The organism is Neobacillus sp. YX16, from assembly GCF_030123505.1.
Lineage (GTDB): Bacteria > Bacillota > Bacilli > Bacillales > Cytobacillaceae > Neobacillus.
In genome coordinates this window covers 4,858,480-4,880,325 of sequence record NZ_CP126115.1, presented here as the reverse complement: position 1 = coordinate 4,880,325, position 21,846 = coordinate 4,858,480, and the positions used below count along the sequence as shown (strand labels likewise).

The following is a 21,846-nucleotide window of genomic DNA, read 5'->3' as shown; positions in this document are numbered from 1 at the left end:
TTATCATTTTCGGTATATTGTCACATAGTTTTCTAATTAAACAGAAAATTGTGGGAAGAGGCTAAAAAATGATAGATATTATGTATAATAGAATAAGATATGCGAATGATTTTTCAGGTGGTGTAGGGATGGAACACAGAAAAACGTACAATGCTAAAGAAGTAAAGACTCCCCATGGAAACTTAATTATTGAAGGTCCTATTTCCTCAGATAAACTTGCTGGCTATGAGTTTCACGAACATCTTACCGCTTTTCGGCCCCCAGAGCAGCAGCATCAAGCGCTAGTTGGGATTGCACAGCTTGAAGAGGGAAGAATTATTATCGCTAGGCATCACCATACCATTGTTGGTTATGTGACCTACCTTTTTCCGGATCCTCTCGAAAGATGGTCGGAAGACAAAATGGATAATTTAATTGAATTAGGTGCTATTGAGGTAATTCCTCAATTTAGGGGATGCGCGGTAGGGAAAAATCTCCTTACCGTTTCTATGATGGATGATGCGATGGAGGATTACTTAATTATTACGACGGAATATTATTGGCATTGGGATTTAAAGGGGACAGGTTTAAATGTTTGGGAGTACCGGAAAATCATGGAGAAAATGATGAATGCGGGCGGCCTCCAATGGTATGCAACGGATGACCCTGAGATATGTTCACACCCGGCAAATTGTCTTATGGCTAGAATTGGTAAAAGAGTCGATGTGGAGACGATTCAAAGGTTTGACCGACTTCGTTTTATGAACCGATTTATGTATTGATACGAAATTCAGGTTGAGGGGGGCTTTTGGATGATAGTAGAAGAAATAATGAAAACGGAGATTGTTACGGTTACACCAACAGTATCGATTGCTGAGACGATGAGATTGATGGAAACGAAAAAAATTCGGCATATACCTGTTATTGATGGAGAACAACAACTAGTTGGTATTGTAACTTTATCAGATATTCGCGATGCTGCTCCATCTATATTCCGTGCTAACGAACATGTTGAGGACATGCAAAACCCTGTAGACACCATAATGAAAAAGGACGTTATAACGGGTCATCCGCTTGATTTTGTAGAGGAAATTGCAGCTGTTTTTTATGAGCATAAAATTGGCTGCCTGCCGATTACAAACGGTAGGAAACTGGTTGGAATTGTGACGGAAACTGATTTACTCCGAACGTTAGTTGAATTGACAGGTGCCCATCAACCAGGTTCTCAAATTGAGATTAGGGTTCCTAATCTTGCGGGAAAGCTTAGTGATATTACTAGTTTAATAAAGAATCGGAAAGCAAATATTTTAAGTGTACTCGTTTATCCTGACAAAAAGAATGACCAATACAAAATACTTGTCATAAGATTGCAAACCATGAATCCTACCTTGCTTATCCAAGATTTAAAACAATCTGGCTATGACGTTCTGTGGCCAAATCTGCCAGGTGTTTCCCTATGACCGATCGATGTTCATTTGTATTTTCAGAAGAACTGTTAAATTATAAATTCAACAGCAACCACCCTTTTAATCAGTTTCGACTAAAACTTACTGTAGATTTATTACATAGATTAAAAGCCCTGGACAATCATCAGATAGTTCCTCCGAGAATGGCAACAGAGGAGGAACTTGCCCTAGTTCATGATCCAAGTTACATTGATGCTGTAAAAATGGCTGGGTATGGACAGCTCCCACAGCATGTGGCCGAGAACTATGGGATAGGTACGGAAGATACCCCAATATTTCCTAATATGCACGAAGCAAGCGCTTTATTAGTTGGAGGAGCTCTTACGGCTGTCGATCAAGTTATGACAGGACAGGCTGCTCATGCCCTTCACCTAGGTGGGGGATTACATCATGGATTTCGCGGAAAAGCTTCTGGATTTTGTATTTATAATGATAGTTCAGTAGCCATTAAATATTTGCAAAATAAATATAATGCGAGAGTTCTTTATGTTGATACCGATGCCCATCATGGAGACGGTGTACAATGGTCCTTTTACGACGATCCCGATGTCTGTACCTTATCCATACACGAAACGGGTAGATACTTGTTTCCTGGTACCGGTAATGTTAACGAGAGAGGTCAAGGAAAGGGGTACGGTTATTCCTTTAATATTCCTGTAGATGCATTTACAGAGGATGAATCCTGGCTTGATGCTTATACTCAATCGCTAAGGGAAGTAGCTGAGTTTTTTAAACCAGATGTCATCCTGACTCAAAATGGGGCTGACTCCCATTATTATGACCCCTTGACACATTTATCTGCGACAATGAAAATCTATCGTGAAATTCCAAAGCTTGCCCATGAAATTGCCCATCAATATTGCGGTGGTAAATGGATTGCAGTCGGCGGCGGGGGCTATGATATTTGGAGGGTTGTTCCAAGAGCTTGGGCACTTGTATGGATGGAAATGACTGAAAACTCAAATTGTTATGGAAGTTTACCACAGGACTGGCTGGATTATTGGCAAGAAAAAGCACCAGTTAATCTTCCTATAAACTGGAATGATCCAGAAGATATGTATAAACCAATCCCTAGGAAAGCAGAAATAACAGAAAAAAATTTACTTACTCTTGAAAAAGCACTTTATCCCATTAGAAGTAATAAAAAAAGTGAGTCAAAAAAATAAAGGGGCTTGGAATAATTTCCAAGCTCCTTTATTTTGATTTATTGAGGTGCAGGTGTACTAATAACACCTACATCTACTTGATTAGATGGTGATGATTCCTTTCCTGCGATATCTACGGCTGTTACATGGTATGAACCGTTAGAAGCTGTAAAGGAAAGACTAGAACCATTTGTGATACTCGAGACCTTTTTTCCATTTTGATATACTCGATATCCAACAATATCATTATCACCTGGTGCTGACCAAATTAAATTGTTTCCAGATAGTGAAAGGGTCACACCGTCTGGCGTTTTTCCATTATCAACAATTTTATCATTTGGAACAAGAATCTTACCCCAACGCTCCGTCTTAGGGATTAGCTGGCTTGGATTGCTGAAATTCCTCCCAACCATTTTTGCAATAAAGTCAGGATTTAGGATAACCCCTTGCTTCGCAAATTCTGCTGGTGTTGAATCTAATGCAAGATACTTTTTATCGCCAATTTGCACATAATTTCCTGCAATTAAACTATCATCTCGCTTTGTCGGTACATTCTCCGCATTAAAGTAATCACTTACAACTAAGCCTGCCTTTGAGCAGGCATCTGAAGGCAGTAAACCTGAAACTGCACAAAAAGAGCGTTTTACAATACCAGCTGGTACAGGGAACGATTCTGCTGGACTAATTAACTCAGGTTTAATATCATATGCCGCATTAATTAATGCAGCCCATAAATTGTTCGTTCTTTGTGAATAGGACATTCCACCGGTCTTTAATGACTTTGGCGTATCATAGCCATTCCAGATTCCAAAAGTTACATTTGGGTTGGTAGCAACAAACCAATTGTCATGATATTCATGTCCAGTCCCTGTTTTACCTGCCCAGTCTGCCCTAAACTTCAATTTACTATTGAGACCTGCAGCTGTACCGCTATTGATTACATCACGCATCATATCAAGCGTTAAAAACGCTGTTTGCGGTTTAAAAACATCAACTGGCTTTACTTCATGCTGGTAGATGCTTTTACCGTCCTTATCGACAATTTTTTCAATCATGTACGCATCAATAAATTTACCCTCATTTGCAAAGGTTCCAAAGGCGTTGGTGTTTTCCTCCACCGTTACCCCATTTTTCATGGATCCAATAGAGGTTGCGAGATTGGTATAATCCTCACTTCTTAGTGATGTAAAGCCCATTTTTTCAAGATATTTTGCAGGCTGCTGGTCAAGTATATCTTTATATAGCTTAACAGCAGGAACGTTATAAGATTTTTTTAGCGCATATCTTGCTGAGGTAATCCCGCTGTACCTCTTGTCATAGTTGTTTGGCCAAGGTCTTGAAATGGAAGGTTCGAGCCTTAAAGCTACATCCGGTAAAGGTGTACCTGGTGATGCTTTCCCCAATTCAATGGCTGGTGCATAAACGAGTAAGGGCTTCATCGTAGATCCATTTTGGCGGATAGCACTAGTCGCATGATTAAGCTCCTGTTTATTATGGTCTCTTCCACCGACAAAACTGATGATTTTCCCTGTTTTATTCTCAATTAGCATTGCACCGACTTCAACCGGCTCCATGACTGTAATTGTTTCCCCCGTTTCTGGATCCTGTTTTTCTTCAGGTTTATCAGGTCCGTAGTTAGGGTAGTTATTCTTTACAACCTGGAAGGCATCATATATATCTTTGTTAATGGTTGTGTGAATTTCGTAACCATTTTGTCTTAAGTTTTGCTTGGCTATTGTTTGGTATTTATAATAAAGATTTTCATCTTCCTTTAAATCTTTTTCTTCATACCCTTCGTTTTTCGCCAATACATTAGTCAGTATATCAACCGCTCGCTTTTCAATTTCAAATGATAAGTATGGATATTTTTCAAGCGGATTGTCACCTGCAGGAATAAAATCCTTTGTAATATCGTAGGATGAGGCTTCCGCATATTGCTTTTCATCAATATGACCGCCATCATACATTCTTTTTAGTACCGTTTTCATTCGAGTAAGCCCAGGTTCTAAATTGTTCTTCACTGTACCTTCTCTTGTAAAAGGGGTATACCCAAAGGGACTTTGTGGTAAGCCTGCAATAAAGGCAGCTTGTGGAAGGGTCAATTCGCTGGCATTTTTTCCGAAGATTCCTTTTGCCGCTGCTTGAACACCGCCGATATTCTTACCGGATGAGTTTCTGCCGAATGTTGAAACGTTTAAGTAAGCTTCTAGAATTTCTTTTTTGCTAAAAAATTTCTCCAATCGAAGGGCGAGCAAAATTTCATTTGCTTTTCTTGCGAATGAGACTTCGTTTGTTAAGATTTGGTTTTTAATTAATTGCTGTGTTAATGTACTGCCGCCTGATTGAGTAGCAGAGTTGGTTACCTCCTGGAAAAGTGCGCGAAAAACTGCTTTTGGCACAACTCCTTTGTGTTTATAAAAATACTCATCCTCTGTTGCAATTACTGCTTTTACCAGGTATTCTGATACTTGGTCAATTTTGACTTCTTCCCGTTCGAGATCTGTACGCAGCTTTCCGAGATAGACATTGTCAGAAAAAAATAAGTCCGATGTTTCTGTATAATTATAAATGTCTTTCTTCATACTGTCATAAGACCGGACAGGTTCGTCCTTTACAAGCGAGGCAAAATAGCCTGCGCCCACACCACCTGCAAATGCTCCCCCAAGGATGATGACAGTCATTAGCAGCAGTAAAAGGTTCCAAAAGACCTGGTACGTTATTCGTGCACTTTTTACTGTTCTTTTATGGGTAAACAAGTTGGTTATGGACTTTAATTTTTCTATCCACGCTTGAAATTTATCATTCATAGAATCACCTCTTTTAAAATCACATATATTATAGCATAATGAGTATTGTAAAAATGACAAACTTCTACATTTTTCTGATATTACCAGTTCTTGTTTGACAGCAGGTATAAATTATGGTAAAAATTCTATAAGTTAAAAATTTAATAATCAAGCTATGAAGGGAATCTACTGTAGGTCTTCTATCCCTGTTTTTAGAGAGTCAGCGGCTGGTGAGAGCTGACACATATAGAAGAGTGAATTACGTCCCAGAGCTTTCTCCGTGAATATAGAAGTAGCGGGGAACGGTCTAAACCGTTAATTTTTACGAGTTGGAGGATTCATTCCTCAAGCCGGGTGGTACCGCGCGTATATGCGTCCCTGCATTTTTTGCAGGGGCGCTTTTTGTTTTATTTTAATGGATGTGTTAAAGGTAACTGTTGATTTTAAAACTATGTTGATTTGTGCGGAAGGCGAAGCGCCTCGTGACAGGCAGAAACGGCCTGTCACTGCGGTGATTATTAAAAGAAGCTTTCCTTAGTGGAGCACAAATCAACAGCCTAGTTTAACACAGCCATTTTAAAAGAAAATGGAGGGACAATGAAATGGATTTATTACAAGATTTAGCATGGCGCGGCCTCATCTACCAGCAAACAGATGAAGAGAGCCTTAAGGATTTGATTAGTAAGGATAAAATCTCTCTATATTGTGGAGTAGACCCAACAGCAGACAGCATGCATATCGGACATATGGTTCCGTTCTTAACACTAAGAAGATTTCAGCAGCATGGACACCGTCCTGTTGTTTTAGTTGGCGGTGCGACAGGGCTTATTGGAGACCCGAGTGGTAAAAGTGAAGAACGTAACCTGCAAACCTTGGAGACAGTGCAGAAAAATGTTGAAGGCATTCAAAAGCAGTTAGAAGCTATTTTTAACTTTGATGGTGATAATGGTGCCGTCTTGGTCAATAACTATGATTGGGCGGGGTCGATGGATATTGTTACGTTCTTACGTGACATTGGTAAACACATTGGCGTTAATTACATGCTGGCGAAGGATACAATTGCTTCACGACTTGAATCGGGGATTTCGTTTACAGAATTCACGTATACGATTCTTCAAGCTATGGACTTCAATCATTTGTACGAGAACTTTAATTGTAAATTACAAGTTGGCGGCAGTGACCAATGGGGGAATATCACTTCCGGACTTGAACTAATTCGTAAAATGCAGCCGGAAGGTTCGAAGGCATATGGAGTAACGATTCCACTTGTAACAAAAGCGGACGGAACAAAATTTGGGAAAACAGAAGGTGGAGCCGTTTGGCTTGACGCTAAGAAAACGACCCCTTATGAGTTCTACCAATTCTGGATTAACGCAGCGGATGCAGATGTAGTTAAATACTTGAAGTACTTTACCTTCTTGTCCCACGAAGAAATTGAAGCGTTAGAAAAGTCTGTTAAGGAAGAACCACATTTACGCAAGGCGCAAAAAGCCTTAGCTGAGGAAATGACTCGTCTTATTCATGGTGAAGATTCATTGCAGCAGGCGATTAAAATTACGCAAGCATTATTCAGCGGCGATGTTCGGAACCTGACTGCTTCAGAAATCGAGCAGGGTTTCAAAGACGTTCCTTCCTTTAATGCAACTGAAGCTGATGCTAACTTGGTTGATTTATTAGTTGCAGCGAAAATTTCTCCATCCAAGCGCCAGGCACGAGAAGACATCACAAATGGTGCGGTTACAGTGAATGGGGAACGCATTACCGATACATCCTATGTTTTGCAGGACACCGATCGAATCGAAGGTCAATTTACGATTATAAGAAGAGGTAAAAAGAAATACTCACTAATTAAATATTAATCCAAAAACCGGCGTCATGAACCTAGATGACGCCGGTTTTCTTATCAGCCATTCTAGAAGTTTGTCCTGAGTGCCCGTTTCGCTGAAAAAAAAGGGCTGTTGGTCACTCAAAGAGGTCCTGAGTGACCGTCAAGTTGAAAAAACAAGTCCGATGGTCACTCAAGGAGCTCATGAGTGCCCATCTCACCCAAATAGCAGCTCTAACAATGGTCATTCATTAAATTTATTAATCTAGTTTGTCTCTATGTAACAATGAACCAAGGTATAACGTCCTATGTTATAAGAAGAATACGTAGGGGTGATTTTTGTGAAGTTTTTAATCCATGCTTTTTTTATCATTCTCATTTTACTCGTTACTTTCTTTGGACTAGGTCCAGTACTGTATGCTGATGGGGTATTACAAGAACGAATTTGGACTGCTGCAGTGGTGATCGTTCTATACGCAATACTTGGGTTCTTATATTCAAGAACAATTAAGTGGATAAAAAGGAAATAAAAACTTGTTCTCACTTATTATTTGTCTCAATGGTCAATGGTACAAGCCGGAAGTGATGTCCCAACATAACCTGTATAAATATAATAGAAATGCAGGTTTTTTTTATAGGACTTTTTCCATGTCCAACAGCTTTTGGTTCTCTATATGGAGATCGTACTTTTAAACCAACTGCTCCAATCCCATTAGTAATTGATTTTACTTTCGCAGGACCGTCTGAATTAACTGTTGTCGCTGACCCAGCCACAGATACCATTACAGTTGTAAATGCTGGGGACTATGAGATTACCTATGATATACAATTAATAAATCAAAATTCAGGAGGAACTGCGAATACAACTTTTACAATACAAAGAGGTGGTCCTTTATTTACAGATATCCCTGAATCAAATGCGGAGTTAGTTTCTGATGATTTCATATCGGCAATAGGGAGAACTGTACAAGTATCATTAAATGCGGGTGAACAAATAAGACTGGCTATTATTGGAAGTGACTGGAATCATCAATATTATTTACCAGCCCTAACAGTTAAACGAATCGACTGCTAACAGAGACATATCTCTATAAAAAAACCGTAAAAAATAAAAAACCCTAGAAATTGCGTTATATCAACGCTTCTAGGGTTTTTATGATTGCTTTTAATTAGCAAATCTATTAACGTGAGTAGAACTCAACGATAAGAGTTTCGTTAATTTCAGCAGGTAATTCAGAACGCTCTGGTGAACGTGTGAAAGTACCTTCAAGCTTGTCTGCGTCAAAAGTTAAGAAGTCAGGTACGAAATTGTTTACTTCGATTGCTTCTTTAACAACATCAAGATTACGTGATTTTTCACGAAGAGTGATTGTTTGACCAGCAGCTAAACGGTATGATGGGATATCTACGCGAGATCCATCAACCAAGATGTGGCCGTGGTTAACTAATTGACGAGCTGCACGACGAGTACGAGCTAAACCTAAACGGTAAACTACGTTGTCAAGACGTGATTCAAGTAGGATCATGAAGTTTTCACCGTGAACCCCACCCATTTTGCCAGCTTTGTCAAAAAGGTTACGGAATTGACGCTCAGTTACTCCATACATATGACGAAGTTTTTGCTTTTCTTGTAATTGCAATCCGTATTCAGAAAGCTTCTTACGTTGGTTAGGACCATGTTGTCCAGGAGCGTAAGGACGCTTTTCTAATTCTTTACCTGTGCCGCTTAGAGAGATTCCAAGACGACGAGAGATTTTCCAGCTTGAGCCAGTATAACGAGCCATGAATGACTCCTCCTTAGTGTTTTTATTTTGGTAAAATAAAAACCGTTATGAAACATCAATGATAGCCATTTTGTTTTCATGCACCTTCGCCCTAGCAGCAGAGGGTTACAAGATACACCATCAGAAGAGTCCGTTGACTCTTGAGGAACAAAATAAATCCATTCAAGTGTTCACATAGGCTGCAGTTATTTTACACAAAGGATATTATATAATTTTATTCATCAATGTGTCAAGTTTATTTCAGGAAAATCCGATCCACACTTGAATAGTATGTAGAAATGGATTTAAGCAAGCACTTGAGAAAATTTAAAAAACTCGCTGCGGCGAGTTTTTTATTTTACAAATATTCAACAAGGATAGCAGTAAGTTCTTCCAACTGTTCTTGGTCCAATTCATCAAAGCGATTTTTCTCTGGCGAGTCAATGTCCAAGACACCCAGTAATTTTCCATCTTTTATAAGAGGAATGACAATTTCAGAATTGGAGGCGGCGTCACAGGCGATGTGTCCAGGAAATTGATGAACATCTTCCACTCGGAGTGTTTCTCTTGTTTTGGCCGATGTACCGCAAACACCTTTGCCAAGCGGAATGCGAACACAAGCGGGGAGACCTTGAAAGGGACCCAGTACTAGTTCATTGTTCTCATCCATTAAATAAAAGCCTACCCAGTTTATGCGATCTAGAAATTGGTTTAATAAGGCAGAAGTATTACTTAGATTAGCAATTTGATTTTTCTCGCCATCGAGTAGGGCAGTCAATTGTTTCTTTACCAATTCATAATTTTCTTGGCGGCTCCCTTTGTACATTTCGACATTAAACATGTTTTTTCACCCATCTCTTTATTAATTTCTTATTTATTTTATCAAACTTACAAGAAAAAGAGCATACTTTGTCGATAACTTTATAAAGGAATCAACCCTCATAAAAAGAATAGTTATAGTAAGGATAAAAGTAATAGTGCAGGAGGTGTGAGATGAAAAAGGATTCTAAGGAAGAAATAGTGAAAGCGGCTATATCACTTTTTAATTCAAATGGATATGCTGGAACATCGATACGTGACATTGCTAAAGAAGCGAATGTTAACTCAGCAACCATTGCCTACCATTTTGAGAATAAGCTGGGCTTATTAGAATACTGCTTCACTTACTTTTTTGAGCAATACCTCAGTATTATTGAAGAAAAGTTTTCTTTACTAGATATAGGGGTAAAGGATTGTTTAAAACGAATTTCAGCTGATTTGCTTCACTTTCAGTGTGAAAATATTGAACTTACAAGCTTCGTATACCGTGAAATGTCAATGGATTCTCAGGTAGTAAGAGAAATTATGTCCACCTATGCCTTAAAGGAAAAGTATTACTTCCAAAAGGTATTTGAAAAAGGGTTTGAAAGGAAAGAATTCCGTCCGCATTCTATCGCTTATCTAATTATCCAATACAAGGGTTTACTTATGATGCCTTTTATTAATGCTCATTATTTACGAGAAGTACTTTATATCTTTCCAAATGAAAGATTCTTTGAACAAAAGTATTTAAAGGAAATCAACAATTGGATTGAAAACACCCTAGGAACAAAATTTATAGAAAAGAAAGAGGCAATATTGTAATTGATACAAATAAACGGATTCTTATATGCTGAGCACTAGCTGGGAAAACAAATTTCCTTCAAGCAAGTGCTTTTTAATTTGGAGATTTATAGTATGTTGTGTTTTTTCGATGGGATTTGTCATAAATTAGTAAATTAAAATTTCTTTTACAAAAAAAATGAAAATAATAGTCAAAAAATGTCGTTTACATGGTATCATAGAGGCATTGAACTTACCGACAATTATAATTTATTTATAGATTCGTATCTATTGCTTTGACGATTTAAATGAAGTGTTTGAAACAGGGGGCTTGAATGTGAAATATTTTATTGGATTTATCATCCTACTACTAGCCTTATTTGTATTGGGGTATTTTATAAAGAAAAAGTATTTTAAAGAGATGGATAGGTTAGAAGCCTGGAAAATTGATTTGTTTAATCGACCAATAATGGATGAAATGTCAAAGGTAAAACAATTGAATATGATCGGACAAACTGAAGAATTATTCGAGGGCTGGCGTAACCAATGGGATGATATCGTAACCGTTAAATTACCTGATTTGGAAGAGATGTTATTTGACGCCGAAGAATATATTGATCACTATCGCTTTAATAAGGCGAAAGGTATTCAACAGGATATCAATAATAAATTACAGGCAACAGAAAATGAAATTAATAAAATTGTTGAGGAACTTCATGAGCTTGTTGGAAGTGAAGAAAAGAACAGAACAGAAATTGAGCAGCTAAAGGAATTGTATCGGGAAACGAAAAAAACACTGCTTGCTCATCGTCATAGTTTTGGCAAATCCGAAAAACACCTAGAAACTCAATTAGAAGACGTAACGAAAAAGTTTCATGAATTTGATGAGAAGACTGAGAATGGCAACTATCTCGAGGCACGTGAACTCGTACTGTCAATTCATGATCAATTAGCAAAAGTTAAAAAGAATATGGATTTAATTCCGCAGCTTTTAATCGAGTGTCATTCACTTATTCCAGCTCAATTATCTGATATTTTCGAAGGATATAGAGAGATGACTGAAAAAGGTTATTACTTAAGTCATATTCAGTTAGAAACTGAAATAGATAGTTTAAATGAAAAATTGGTTGAGTATTTAGCCTTTATTGAAGAGACTAAGATTGAAAATGCGCTAGAAGGAATCGGTGAAGTTAAAGAACGGATTGACATACTTTTTGACTTGCTGGAAAAAGAAGTGAATGCCAAGCATTTTATCATCCAAAACGAAAAAGGTATGAGTGGACTCTTAGGTTCTGTACTAGAAGAACATGACCATCTTTCAAATGAAGTAAAGCATGTTCAAGAAAGCTATCATTTAACAGACAGTGATTTTGAAATACAAAGACACTTGGAAAAACAACTTGCCTCTGTTATAAAACATTATGAGATCCTAATGGAAAAATTGAATATGAATGAAACGGCATTAACGGTCCTCTGTGAAGAATTGAAGGAAATAAAAACTCATATCGAAATGATTCAGGAAGAGCAGGAAAATTTCGGTCTCAAGCTTCAAGCATTAAGGAAGGATGAGTTCGAAGCACGAGAAACACTGAAGGATCTAACCAAAAAAGTGGGAGAAACGATTCGGTTAGTTTCCAAAAGTAATATTCCTGGATTACCAGAAGATTATCAGTACTTATATGAAGATACCAACGAGAGCATTCAAAACGTTAGACTGCAGCTTCAAGAAAAGCCACTTAACGTTTCCGCACTAAATCAATATTTAGAAATTGCTGTATTAACAGTAGATAAATTGTCTAATACTACAGTCGAATTGATTGAGAATGTATTGCTTGCTGAAAAAGCAATTCAATATGGAAACAGGTATCGAAGTCAAAATCCATCGGTTGCCAAGGGACTAAATGATGCAGAACAAGCATTTAGACATTTTGAGTACCAGGAAGCATTGGAACAGGCAGCAGCCTCCCTAGAATCCATTGACCCTGGAGCCTTAAAGAAAATTAAAGCAGCAGTAGGAAAATAGTGGAACAAACACTAAAAACCGATTCAGCCAAAATGGTGAATCGGTTTTTTTTCTTTAGGCTGTGTAAGGTAAAAGTGGATATGAACTAGTTGATTTGTGCGGAAGGCGCGAGACTCCTGCAGGAGTACGGAACAGGGGAGACCCCGCAGGCGCTTTAGCGCTGAGGAGGCTTCCCGCAACGCCTGCGGAAAGCGAAGCGCCTGGAGACAAATCAACGGCCATATATAACACAGCCATTATCTAAAACACAAACCTTTTTCAATTGATTAAGTTTGTGGTAAGATTTAGTCCTGCAAAGGTGAGGTGTTAAAGTTATGATTTATTTTGATAATAGTGCGACCACAAAGCCCTATAAAGAGGTAGTAGACTCTTTTGTGAAGGTTTCAAGTGAATTCTTTGGCAATCCATCTTCACTCCATGGATTAGGGGTTCAAGCAGAGAAACTTCTAACTCAGGCGCGAACACAAGTGGCAAACCTCCTAGGTGTTAAACCAACTGAAATTTACTTTACCTCCGGTGGTACAGAAAGTAATAACCTGGCTATTAAAGGGAGTGCAATTTTACATAAAAATAAAGGAAAACACATGATTTTATCTAGTATTGAGCACCCCTCAGTCCGTGGAGCAATGGAACAGCTGGAGAAATTAGGTTTTGAAATTACCTATTTGCCAGCTGACCATCATGGAAGAGTGAAGGTAGAGGATGTAAAAGCTTCTATTCAAAAGAATACAATCCTTGTATCTGTAATGCAGGTCAATAATGAGGTTGGAACCATACAGCCAATTACAGAGATTGGTGAACTCTTAAACCAATATCCAAACATTCTCTTTCACGTAGACGCTGTACAAGCTGTCGGAAAAGTTCCCTTAAACCTAATAGAAAATCGTGTGGATTTATGTTCATTCTCAGCACATAAGTTTCATGGATTAAAGGGCACTGGTGCACTCTTTATTAGAGAAGGTGTTAGATTGGACCCTCTGCTTTCAGGCGGCAACCAAGAATGGAAAGTAAGAAGCGGTACGGAAAATGTTGCAGGTGCTGTCGCAATGGCTAAGGCTTTAAGGATGACGATTGGGAGCAGTGAAACGGGATTAGAAAGAATGAAACGGGTTAAATCACTATTGAGAGAAGGGCTTAGCAGGATCGATGACGTTACAATCAATACGCCGCTTGAAAATTCTGCACCCCATATTCTAAACTTTTCAATCAGGGGAGTTAAAGCAGAAGTATTAATCCATACACTAGAACAAAAAGGAATTTATTTATCAACAACAAGTGCTTGTTCTTCTAAAAAGCAATTACCAAGTCAAACACTCTTAGCCATGGGGATTCCGGACGATTTGGCTGACAGTGCGTTTAGAATTAGCTTATCCTACGATAATAGTGAGGATGAGGCACAAAAAGTAATTGTGGCGATAGAAGAAGGTGCCAAACAACTAAGAAGGGTTATGAAATAATATGAATTATGATCGTATCCTGATTCGCTATGGTGAAATTTCCACCAAAGGCAGAAATCGGAAGAAATTTGTAGATAAGTTAAGAAAGAGTGTTCGAATTGCATTGGCTCCCTTTCCGAAGATAAAAATACGTGCTGAGCGTGACAGGATGTATGTTCTCGTAAATGGCGAAAATGTCGAAGAAATTATCAAGTCATTGAAAAATATTTTTGGTATTCAGTCCCTTAGTCCAGCAATAAGAGTTGAAAGAGACCTTGAACAAATGAAAGAGGCTGCACTTTCATTAGTTAGAAGCCTGTACAAAGTGGGACAAACCTTTAAAATTTCTCCTAAACGCTCTGATAAATCATTTGAGTTGGATACAGCTGGTATCAATCATACATTTGGCGGGCATATTCTTGAAAATATACCAGGCATAAAGGTTGATGTGAAAAATCCTGATATTAACTTAAAAATCGAGGTACTAGCAGAGGCCATCTACATGTCTTGTGAGAACATCTTAGGAGCTGGCGGACTGCCAGTTGGTTCAAGCGGTAAAGCAATGCTGATGCTGTCCGGAGGAATTGATAGTCCAGTTGCAGGCTATTTGACCATGAAACGAGGGGTAGAAATAGAGGCAGTACATTTTTTCAGCCCTCCATATACAAGTGAAAGATCTAAGGAAAAAGTAATTGATTTAACCAAGAAGCTTTCTGAAATTTTTGGTTCCATGAAACTTCATATTGTCCCATTTACGACCATACAGCAAACCATAAAAGAACAAATTCCTGAAAATTATTCGATGACCACAACAAGAAGGTTTATGCTTCGTATCACAGATGAAATTAGAAAAAAACAAGAAGCTCTAGCAATCATTACCGGTGATAACCTTGGTCAGGTTGCCAGTCAAACATTGGAAAGCATGTATGCCATTAATGAGGTAACCAATACCCCAATCCTAAGGCCACTGCTGACAATGGACAAAAATGATATTATAAAAATCGCGAAAGAATTAGATACCTACGATATTTCAATCAGACCCTTTGAGGATTGCTGTACAATTTTTGTCCCGTCCTCACCAAAAACAAAACCAAAAAGAGAAAAAGTCCAGCACTACGAAAGCTTCCATGACTTTGACTCCTTAATAGAAGAAGCAGTCAAAAATACAGAAACACTAACAATTAAACCAGACAGCAAACAGGTCTCGGACTTTGATGACTTATTTTAACTATATTGTGATACGGTTTAATTAATTATTGCCACGTTGATTGGAACGGAAGGCACGAGACTCCTGCAGGAGTACGGAGCAGGTGAGACCCCACAGGCGCTAGCGCCGAGGAGGCTCACCGCAACGCCTGCGGAAAGCGAAGTGCCTGGAGTTCCAATCAACATTCAGTATGAACAGGGACAGTAATTATGAAAAATGTGAAAAATTTGTGAACAATTACCAATTATAAAAAAGAATACTGCCATGTGATTCTACACATTCTATACTCACAAGGAGGTGATATCACATGGCTAGTAACAACAACTCAAATCAATTACTTGTACCTGGTGTAGAACAAGCTCTTTCTCAAATGAAATACGAAATTGCTTCTGAATTTGGTGTACAACTTGGTGGGGATACTACTTCACGCGCTAACGGTTCTGTTGGTGGTGAAATCACTAAGCGTTTAGTCGCAATGGCTGAGTCTCAATTAGGCGGCGGATTTTCACGATAACAAATAAATAAGATGGCTACAGAGAGTGGGATTTTTCCCACTCTCTTTCTTTATGTGCAAAAAAACTATTTTTAGTATAACAATTTTAAATTTTTCAATAATTTTGTATAATAATATTTGTGATATGTTTTTATTTTGAGTGAGGGGGAGAAACATGAACCGTGAAGAATTAATTGCACCAGAAAAGTATAATCTTGTATCGGAAGTCGAACGTTTTGCAAAAGATCCGGAAAGATTAGCAATAAAATGGGAAAATGAATTAGGGGAAACGAATCAGGTTACATATCAAGAGTTATTGAAAAAGGTGAATCAAGCGGGAAATGTTTTCACACAAAATGGTTTAAAAAAAGGCGATGTTGTCCTAGTCATCATACCAAGACTCATTGAGGCCTATGTTGTTTACTTAGCGGCGTTAAAAGCTGGACTAGTTGTCATTCCAAGCTCAGAAATGCTGCGTGAAAAAGACCTTCAATATCGTATTACACATGGTGATGTAAAAGCTGTAATTAGTTATTATCCTTATGTCGATCAATTTAAAAAGATTTCAAGTGCCCAGCCACTATTGAAGTTTTCGGTTGGTGAAAAGCAAGAGAATTGGATTCATCTAGAAGAAGAAATGAAAGCGGCATCACAGGAGTTTGGATTTGCTGATACACTTCGTGATGACATGGCATTTTTATCGTATACATCAGGAACAACCGGTAATCCCAAAGGGGTTGTACATACACATGGATGGGCATTTGCACATTTAAAAACAGCTGCACCAAAATGGCTTTGTATTGAAGATGGTGATACCGTTTGGGCAACTGCGGCTCCTGGCTGGCAAAAGTGGATTTGGAGTCCTTTTTTATCTGTTCTTGGTTCAGGAGGGACGGGGCTAGTGTATAACGGCAAGTTTGATCCCCAAAAGTATTTAAGCCTTCTAGAGAAATATTCCGTTAATGTCCTTTGCTGTACACCAACTGAATATCGAATAATGGCAAAGGTAGAGAATCTGGGAGATTACAAATTACCTAGCCTGCATAGTGCTGTTTCTGCTGGGGAACCTCTTAATCGTGAGGTTATTGATACGTTTAAGAGACACTTTAATGTAGATGTCCGTGATGGCTATGGGCAGACTGAAAATACCTTGTTGGTTGGAATAACAAAAGGAATGGAGCTTAAATCAGGTTCTATGGGAAAACCAACTCCAGGTAATAGAGTAGAAATTATCAATGAAGAAGGCGAAATTTGTTCAGTTGGAGAAGTTGGGGATATCGCCGTGCATATCGAAACCCCTGCCTTATTTAAGAACTATTATAAGGACCCAGAGAGAACTGCGATGCAATTCCGTGGTGAGTACTATATTACAGGTGATAAGGCAAAGAAGGATGAGGATGGATACTTTTGGTTTGAAGGGCGTGGAGATGACATCATTATCAGTTCAGGCTACACAATTGGACCATTTGAAGTGGAGGATGCACTTGTAAAACATCCTTTTGTTAAAGAATGTGCGGTAGTAGCCAGTCCAGATGAAATTCGCGGATTTATTGTAAAGGCGTTTGTCGTGTTAAAAGAGGATATTGACGTAAATGATCCTGAATTGACAAAAAAACTGCAAGAGCATGTCAAAACACTAACAGCTCCTTATAAATATCCAAGAAAAATCGAGTACTTGTCAGAACTGCCAAAAACAACTTCAGGGAAAATACGTCGAATCGAACTTCGTCAGCAAGAAATGCAATCAATAAAACAATAGTGAAAAATTAGAAGGCTGTCGAATCTCTCGACAGCCTTCTTGCTTTTATAAAAGGCTATGTTAAAGCTTATCATTGATTTTGGCACTCTGTTGATTTGTGCGGAAGGCGCCAGACTCCTCGAAAATGCTATCGCATTTTCTTCGTGCGTGGGCGGATTCGAGGATGTAAATCAGTGTCCTGCAGGAGGACGGGACAGGGGAGCCCCCGCTCATCTCTTAGCGCCGAGGAGTAGGAAAAGCGGAAGCGCCTTGTACAGCCCCGACAAGCGCTGGAGGGCCTGACGATGAAGTCGTTCTTTGACTTCAACGTTGGGACCGAAGCGACTCGAGGGGCTAGGCGCTGCAGCTAGACAGGCTTCCCGAACCGCCTGCGGAAAGCGAAGCGCCTCGTGACAGGCAGAGACCGCCTGTCACTGCGGTGATTATTCAAAGAAGCTTTCCTTTGTGGAGCACAAATCAACAGTAAAGCTTAACAGAGCCTTATAAAAAGGTTCTCTTTACTTTTTCCCAGAAGGAATTGTCTTTTAATTTCAAAGTTTTAATTTTTTTATCACTGAGTTTGATTTGGATATTATCGACATGGCGGATACTTAATGCCTCATTGTCTAATCCCATAGTAGGATGCTCATTACCTTCAGTAGAAATAATTTTAAGCGTTAATGTACGTTCGCCGCCTATAACAAAGGGAGAACCTAATGTGCGGTATTTGTTATTATTAATCGAAGCCACTTCACTTATTTGCATGCATGAAATTAAGGGGTCAACAACAGCACCATTAACAGATTTATTATAAGCCGTACTTCCAGTTGGGGTAGCGACGATTAAGCCATCTCCACGAAAGGTTTCAAAATGAAGGTCATTAATAAATACATCAAATTCCAGTGTTTTTATGATGGAGGAGCGAATACTAAATTCATTAAGACAAGGAAAAGTTCCTTGCCCGTCGACCATTACCTCAATAAATGGATAACGGCGAACTTTTAACTGTTCATTTGAAACTGCCTCTATCATCTTAGAGGATTCATTGATTTTGAAGTCACAATACATACTTAAACTATCCTTGATCGTGATACCACCGTAAAGCACATCATCCCGAAACCCGGTTTTCCTTACAGCTTGCAGGAATGTACCGTCATCACCAATGCTCGCAATGATATTGGCTTGATGGTGATCCTTTACAATTGTTAAACCATATTGCTCTGCCATCGATTGTAAGTCTCCAACCTTCTCCAACATTTCCTTATCTAAGTGGTGATAAAAAAAGATATTACGTCTATGTTCCATAGTACCCTCCAAATTTTGGTTATTAATTTGTGAAAATAGCCCAATAAACTTTTTGTTTTTGATAAACTAAGGTAGTCCTGCATTAATTTTAGCATTATCTTGCAGCAATATTAAATTATGTAAAAAAATTTAAAAACAAACGAGGAGGATTCTTAACATGAATGGGAAACGATGGGCCGCTCTTGGAATTGCTGCGGCATTATTTTTTGTATCAGTTATGATAAATTTTTTATCTGCATTTGCCTTTAAAGGTGTTGAAACAGATATAAGTGAGCTTTTAGCAGCAACGGAGCTTCCTTTTACGGAGGAAGTTATACAGGAAGGAAATGAAATGAATAAGATTGCTGTACTGGACGTCAATGGTGTTATTCAAGATACAAATGACGCAGAATCATTATTTCAAGCAGCAGGTTATAATCATCAAGGATTTATGAAAAGATTAGATTTTATTAAAGAGGATGATAGCGTAAAAGGGATTATTCTTAAGGTTAACTCACCGGGTGGCGGAGTAGTTGAAAGTGCTGAGATCCATGATAAGCTGCTAGAAATCCAAAAGGAAACAAAGAAACCAGTATATGTCTCAATGGGTTCTATGGCTGCTTCGGGCGGGTATTATATTTCCGCGGGTGCGAAAAAGATCTTTGCCAGTGAAGAAACAATGACTGGTTCACTGGGTGTAATTATGCAGGGAATCAATTATGAAGGATTAGCTGAAAAGTATGGAGTGGATTTTGTAACCATTAAAAGTGGTCAATATAAAGATATTATGAGTCCGACACGACAAATGACGGAGGAAGAACGGCAAATCCTCCAAAAAATGATCGACAATTCCTATGAGGGTTTTGTTAAGGTTATTGCTGAAGGCAGAAAGATGACCACAGATCAGGTGAAAAAGATTGCGGATGGAAGAATCTATGATGGAAGACAGGCGAAAGAGCTTAACTTAATAGACGGCTTTGGATACTTAGAAGATGTAATCGAACAGATGATGGAACAGGAGAAGCTAAAAGATGCAAAGGTTGTCCGCTATACCGAGCAAATAGGCTTTGGTTCGTTATTAAATTTAAAGGTTCAAAAATTTATTGGTGCGGATAGTGAGATGGCTGGACTTATGGATGTTTTATCAAGACCCAATTCTCCACGTCTAATGTATCTGTATGCAGAGTAGGGGGAACTGTAGATGGAAAATGAAAATCAAATATATACGAATGAATTAGTTAAAGTCGATGAGCGAGAAACCACTCGAGACTCTGATAAAATCTCCATTCGTTATGCGGGTTTTTGGATGCGGTTTTGGGCTTACCTGCTGGATTTAATTGTTGTGGGGAGTATAGAGCGATTAATTATTAAACCCATATTTAGGGCACTTGAGATTCCATTAATAGAATTTAATATGTTTGCCCCGATTTCCATAGCATCCGCAATCATATTTTATTTATATTTCGTATTAATGACAAAGTATTTTAATCAAACGATTGGAAAAATGGTATTTGGAATAAAAGTTATTGATTTGAAGAATGACAAATTATCATGGGGAACCATTCTTTTTCGAGAATGGATTGGCCGGTTTATCTCTGCAACAGTGGTTATTGGATATATTATTGTCGCCTTTTTACCCAAAAAGCAAGGACTTCACGACCTCTTTACAGACACCTCCGTCATTCATGTAGAACGATAATTTAGGCCCGCTAACAATTTGTTAGCGGGTTTATTTTTCCTTCTTCAGGTGATACTAATAGGCTGAAAGGAGTGAAAAAATTGGTATGGCTGTATATAGCTCTCATCGCTATTATTTTATTATTTCTACTAATCATTTTTTCGAAGCTAACAATCCATCTTAATTTTTTTCATCATAATGATAATGACGAATTAAGTGTAGTGTTTAAACTTTGGTTTGGATTAATTAAATACACAATAAATGTCCCTCTAATAAAAATTGATGATAACTCACCGAGTATTGTCCTGAAGGGTAATACAAGTATGGGAGATTCAGGTGAGGGTGAATCTTCGAGCAAGGTTCAACAAGTTGACAAGGATGCCATTGTGAGGAATTTGTCAGATGCAAAAGAAATCATCCAGCATGTTGTAAACATGCAAGTGATCGTAAGTAAATTTATGAAAAGAATAGTCATTAAGCATTTTGAATGGCATTCATTAGTTGGCGTAGGCGATGCGGCACATACCGGCATTATTACGGGTGCACTTTGGACTCTCAAAGGTAGTGTTGTAGGCATGCTCAGTAACTTTTTGAGACTAGAAGAAATGCCGGTTTTATCCGTTACACCACATTTTCAAATGGCTATTATCCAAACCCGGATTACATGTATTATTCACTTTCGTATCGGGTATGCTATTTTAGCAGGATTAAAACTAATTAAATTCTGGAAGGGCGGACGCCCAAATCTCAAAATGAACACAGCTTATTCGAAGGAAAAAACTAAAACCGTTTAAAAAGAGGAGGAAACAGCCATGTCTGAACATCCAATTCAAGGTTTAATGACGACAGCAATGGAAAGCTTAAAAGAAATGATTGACGTAAATACGATTATTGGTGATCCAGTTGAAACTCCTGACGGAAGTGTCATTCTTACCGTTTCAAAGGTTGGTTTTGGATTTGCTGCAGGTGGTAGTGAGTTTAAACTAGATGGTGGTTCTCAGCAGCAATCAAAAGGTCAGGAACAACAAGGTCAAAGTCAAGGTCAATCAAAGCTTCCTTTCGGAGGTGGTAGCGGTGGAGGAGTCTCCATTACTCCAATTGCTTTTTTAATTGTGAATTCTCAAGGAGTAAAAATGCTTCATCTAGACGAAAGTACACATCTTTATGAAAAGATTTTAGAAATGGCCCCACAAGCAGTGGATAAGATTCAGCAAATGTTCTCGAAAAAAAATGAGCAGCAGAGCTCGGGGCAAGGTTCGCAGCATTCCACACAGAACCAATCACAAAAGCAAGAATTTGATATATAGGTGTAAAAGTTAACTTCCACATATAAATGGAGGTTAACTTTTTTCATGAAAGTAAAAGCTTAAATCATTGCAAAAAAAATTCTGAAAAGATATATTAACACTGTACATAATTATGATGAAGGCGTAATTTATTTC

20 protein-coding genes and 1 other annotated feature are annotated in these 21,846 nt (G+C 38.4%); of the genes, 16 read left to right on the top strand and 4 right to left on the bottom strand.

Annotated features, from left to right (window positions below; all coding sequences use genetic code 11):
• The first annotated feature begins 128 nt into the window (after positions 1-128).
• Genes QNH48_RS24120 through QNH48_RS24110 form a run of 3 tightly spaced genes read left to right on the top strand, consistent with a single transcriptional unit; the run spans position 129 to position 2,611 of the window.
• Positions 129-761 carry a GNAT family N-acetyltransferase gene (locus QNH48_RS24120; protein WP_095250872.1) on the top strand — a complete coding sequence of 211 codons (633 nt, stop codon included), beginning with the start codon at positions 129-131 and terminating at the stop codon, positions 759-761.
• A 30-nt stretch (positions 762-791) separates the two neighbouring features.
• Entirely contained in the window at positions 792-1,439 is a 648-nt protein-coding gene (locus QNH48_RS24115; RefSeq protein WP_283952315.1) for an acetoin utilization AcuB family protein, read from the top strand.
• Positions 1,436-2,611, top strand: coding sequence for an acetoin utilization protein AcuC (locus tag QNH48_RS24110; RefSeq protein ID WP_283952314.1), 1,176 nt, complete (start codon positions 1,436-1,438; stop codon positions 2,609-2,611). Before QNH48_RS24115 ends, QNH48_RS24110 begins: the two co-directional genes overlap by 4 nt.
• Before the next feature lie 38 nt (positions 2,612-2,649).
• Here the strand turns inward: QNH48_RS24110 and QNH48_RS24105 are convergent, their stop codons facing one another.
• On the bottom strand, positions 2,650-5,397 hold the full coding sequence (locus tag QNH48_RS24105; RefSeq protein WP_283952313.1) for a transglycosylase domain-containing protein: 2,748 nt from the start codon (positions 5,395-5,397) through the stop codon (positions 2,650-2,652).
• A gap of 145 nt (positions 5,398-5,542) precedes the next feature.
• Positions 5,543-5,759 (top strand) — a binding site (T-box leader).
• A 219-nt stretch (positions 5,760-5,978) separates the two neighbouring features.
• On the opposite strand from QNH48_RS24105, the gene tyrS reads away from it, so the two are divergent.
• The 3 genes from tyrS to QNH48_RS24090 all read left to right on the top strand — a co-directional run bounded on the left by tyrS (position 5,979) and on the right by QNH48_RS24090 (position 8,276).
• The gene (gene tyrS / locus QNH48_RS24100; protein WP_283952312.1) at positions 5,979-7,235 is read left to right on the top strand and encodes a tyrosine--tRNA ligase; all 1,257 of its coding nucleotides are present in this window, start codon (positions 5,979-5,981) and stop codon (positions 7,233-7,235) included.
• A 307-nt stretch (positions 7,236-7,542) separates the two neighbouring features.
• Positions 7,543-7,731 (top strand): DUF6954 family protein, encoded by a 189-nt coding sequence (locus tag QNH48_RS24095; RefSeq protein WP_283952311.1) that lies wholly within the window; start codon positions 7,543-7,545, stop codon positions 7,729-7,731.
• Between the two features lie 89 nt (positions 7,732-7,820).
• Positions 7,821-8,276 carry a hypothetical protein gene (locus tag QNH48_RS24090; protein WP_283952310.1) on the top strand — a complete coding sequence of 152 codons (456 nt, stop codon included), beginning with the start codon at positions 7,821-7,823 and terminating at the stop codon, positions 8,274-8,276.
• Between the two features lie 106 nt (positions 8,277-8,382).
• Here the strand turns inward: QNH48_RS24090 and rpsD are convergent, their stop codons facing one another.
• Both rpsD and QNH48_RS24080 read right to left on the bottom strand, forming a co-directional pair.
• Positions 8,383-8,985, bottom strand: a complete 603-nt coding sequence (rpsD, locus tag QNH48_RS24085) for a 30S ribosomal protein S4 (protein ID WP_095248933.1) — start codon at positions 8,983-8,985, stop codon at positions 8,383-8,385.
• A 337-nt stretch (positions 8,986-9,322) separates the two neighbouring features.
• Positions 9,323-9,805: a GAF domain-containing protein gene (locus tag QNH48_RS24080; protein ID WP_095248932.1), complete on the bottom strand. Its 483-nt coding sequence runs from the start codon at positions 9,803-9,805 to the stop codon at positions 9,323-9,325.
• Between the two features lie 152 nt (positions 9,806-9,957).
• On the opposite strand from QNH48_RS24080, the gene refZ reads away from it, so the two are divergent.
• The 6 genes from refZ (at position 9,958) to mbcS (ending at position 17,463) form a co-directional block, all read left to right on the top strand.
• Complete coding sequence (gene refZ, locus QNH48_RS24075; protein ID WP_095248931.1) at positions 9,958-10,587, top strand: forespore capture DNA-binding protein RefZ; 630 nt, start codon at positions 9,958-9,960, stop codon at positions 10,585-10,587.
• A gap of 295 nt (positions 10,588-10,882) precedes the next feature.
• Positions 10,883-12,568: a septation ring formation regulator EzrA gene (ezrA, locus tag QNH48_RS24070; protein WP_283952309.1), complete on the top strand. Its 1,686-nt coding sequence runs from the start codon at positions 10,883-10,885 to the stop codon at positions 12,566-12,568.
• Positions 12,569-12,882: 314 nt separating this feature from the next.
• The gene (locus QNH48_RS24065) at positions 12,883-14,025 is read left to right on the top strand and encodes a cysteine desulfurase family protein (protein ID WP_283952308.1); all 1,143 of its coding nucleotides are present in this window, start codon (positions 12,883-12,885) and stop codon (positions 14,023-14,025) included.
• 1 nt (position 14,026) lies between these two features.
• Positions 14,027-15,232 (top strand): tRNA uracil 4-sulfurtransferase ThiI, encoded by a 1,206-nt coding sequence (gene thiI / locus QNH48_RS24060; protein ID WP_283952307.1) that lies wholly within the window; start codon positions 14,027-14,029, stop codon positions 15,230-15,232.
• Positions 15,233-15,518: 286 nt separating this feature from the next.
• Positions 15,519-15,725 carry an alpha/beta-type small acid-soluble spore protein gene (locus QNH48_RS24055; RefSeq protein ID WP_133367568.1) on the top strand — a complete coding sequence of 69 codons (207 nt, stop codon included), beginning with the start codon at positions 15,519-15,521 and terminating at the stop codon, positions 15,723-15,725.
• Between the two features lie 154 nt (positions 15,726-15,879).
• Positions 15,880-17,463, top strand: coding sequence for an acyl-CoA synthetase MbcS (gene mbcS, locus QNH48_RS24050; RefSeq protein WP_283952306.1), 1,584 nt, complete (start codon positions 15,880-15,882; stop codon positions 17,461-17,463).
• A gap of 480 nt (positions 17,464-17,943) precedes the next feature.
• Here the strand turns inward: mbcS and QNH48_RS24045 are convergent, their stop codons facing one another.
• Positions 17,944-18,747, bottom strand: a complete 804-nt coding sequence (locus tag QNH48_RS24045) for an NAD kinase (protein WP_283952305.1) — start codon at positions 18,745-18,747, stop codon at positions 17,944-17,946.
• A gap of 157 nt (positions 18,748-18,904) precedes the next feature.
• Between QNH48_RS24045 and sppA the strand changes: the two genes are divergently transcribed.
• The 4 genes from sppA (at position 18,905) to ytfJ (ending at position 21,711) form a co-directional block, all read left to right on the top strand.
• Positions 18,905-19,915 carry a signal peptide peptidase SppA gene (gene sppA, locus QNH48_RS24040; RefSeq protein ID WP_283952304.1) on the top strand — a complete coding sequence of 337 codons (1,011 nt, stop codon included), beginning with the start codon at positions 18,905-18,907 and terminating at the stop codon, positions 19,913-19,915.
• A gap of 12 nt (positions 19,916-19,927) precedes the next feature.
• Entirely contained in the window at positions 19,928-20,425 is a 498-nt protein-coding gene (locus tag QNH48_RS24035) for an RDD family protein (protein WP_283952303.1), read from the top strand.
• A 71-nt stretch (positions 20,426-20,496) separates the two neighbouring features.
• Positions 20,497-21,198, top strand: coding sequence for a DUF2953 domain-containing protein (locus QNH48_RS24030; RefSeq protein WP_283952302.1), 702 nt, complete (start codon positions 20,497-20,499; stop codon positions 21,196-21,198).
• Between the two features lie 18 nt (positions 21,199-21,216).
• Entirely contained in the window at positions 21,217-21,711 is a 495-nt protein-coding gene (gene ytfJ, locus QNH48_RS24025; protein WP_283952301.1) for a GerW family sporulation protein, read from the top strand.
• Positions 21,712-21,846 lie beyond the last annotated feature (135 nt).

Coding starts and splice junctions, on each gene's coding strand:
- QNH48_RS24120 (WP_095250872.1), top strand. CDS start 129: ATGGAACACAGAAAAACGTACAATGCTAAAGAAGTAAAGACTCCCCAT.
- QNH48_RS24115 (WP_283952315.1), top strand. CDS start 792: ATGATAGTAGAAGAAATAATGAAAACGGAGATTGTTACGGTTACACCA.
- QNH48_RS24110 (WP_283952314.1), top strand. CDS start 1,436: ATGACCGATCGATGTTCATTTGTATTTTCAGAAGAACTGTTAAATTAT.
- QNH48_RS24105 (WP_283952313.1), bottom strand. CDS start 5,397: ATGAATGATAAATTTCAAGCGTGGATAGAAAAATTAAAGTCCATAACC.
- tyrS (WP_283952312.1), top strand. CDS start 5,979: ATGGATTTATTACAAGATTTAGCATGGCGCGGCCTCATCTACCAGCAA.
- QNH48_RS24090 (WP_283952310.1), top strand. CDS start 7,821: ATGCAGGTTTTTTTTATAGGACTTTTTCCATGTCCAACAGCTTTTGGT.
- rpsD (WP_095248933.1), bottom strand. CDS start 8,985: ATGGCTCGTTATACTGGCTCAAGCTGGAAAATCTCTCGTCGTCTTGGA.
- QNH48_RS24080 (WP_095248932.1), bottom strand. CDS start 9,805: ATGTTTAATGTCGAAATGTACAAAGGGAGCCGCCAAGAAAATTATGAA.
- refZ (WP_095248931.1), top strand. CDS start 9,958: ATGAAAAAGGATTCTAAGGAAGAAATAGTGAAAGCGGCTATATCACTT.
- QNH48_RS24065 (WP_283952308.1), top strand. CDS start 12,883: ATGATTTATTTTGATAATAGTGCGACCACAAAGCCCTATAAAGAGGTA.
- thiI (WP_283952307.1), top strand. CDS start 14,027: ATGAATTATGATCGTATCCTGATTCGCTATGGTGAAATTTCCACCAAA.
- QNH48_RS24055 (WP_133367568.1), top strand. CDS start 15,519: ATGGCTAGTAACAACAACTCAAATCAATTACTTGTACCTGGTGTAGAA.
- mbcS (WP_283952306.1), top strand. CDS start 15,880: ATGAACCGTGAAGAATTAATTGCACCAGAAAAGTATAATCTTGTATCG.
- QNH48_RS24045 (WP_283952305.1), bottom strand. CDS start 18,747: ATGGAACATAGACGTAATATCTTTTTTTATCACCACTTAGATAAGGAA.
- sppA (WP_283952304.1), top strand. CDS start 18,905: ATGAATGGGAAACGATGGGCCGCTCTTGGAATTGCTGCGGCATTATTT.
- QNH48_RS24035 (WP_283952303.1), top strand. CDS start 19,928: ATGGAAAATGAAAATCAAATATATACGAATGAATTAGTTAAAGTCGAT.
- ytfJ (WP_283952301.1), top strand. CDS start 21,217: ATGTCTGAACATCCAATTCAAGGTTTAATGACGACAGCAATGGAAAGC.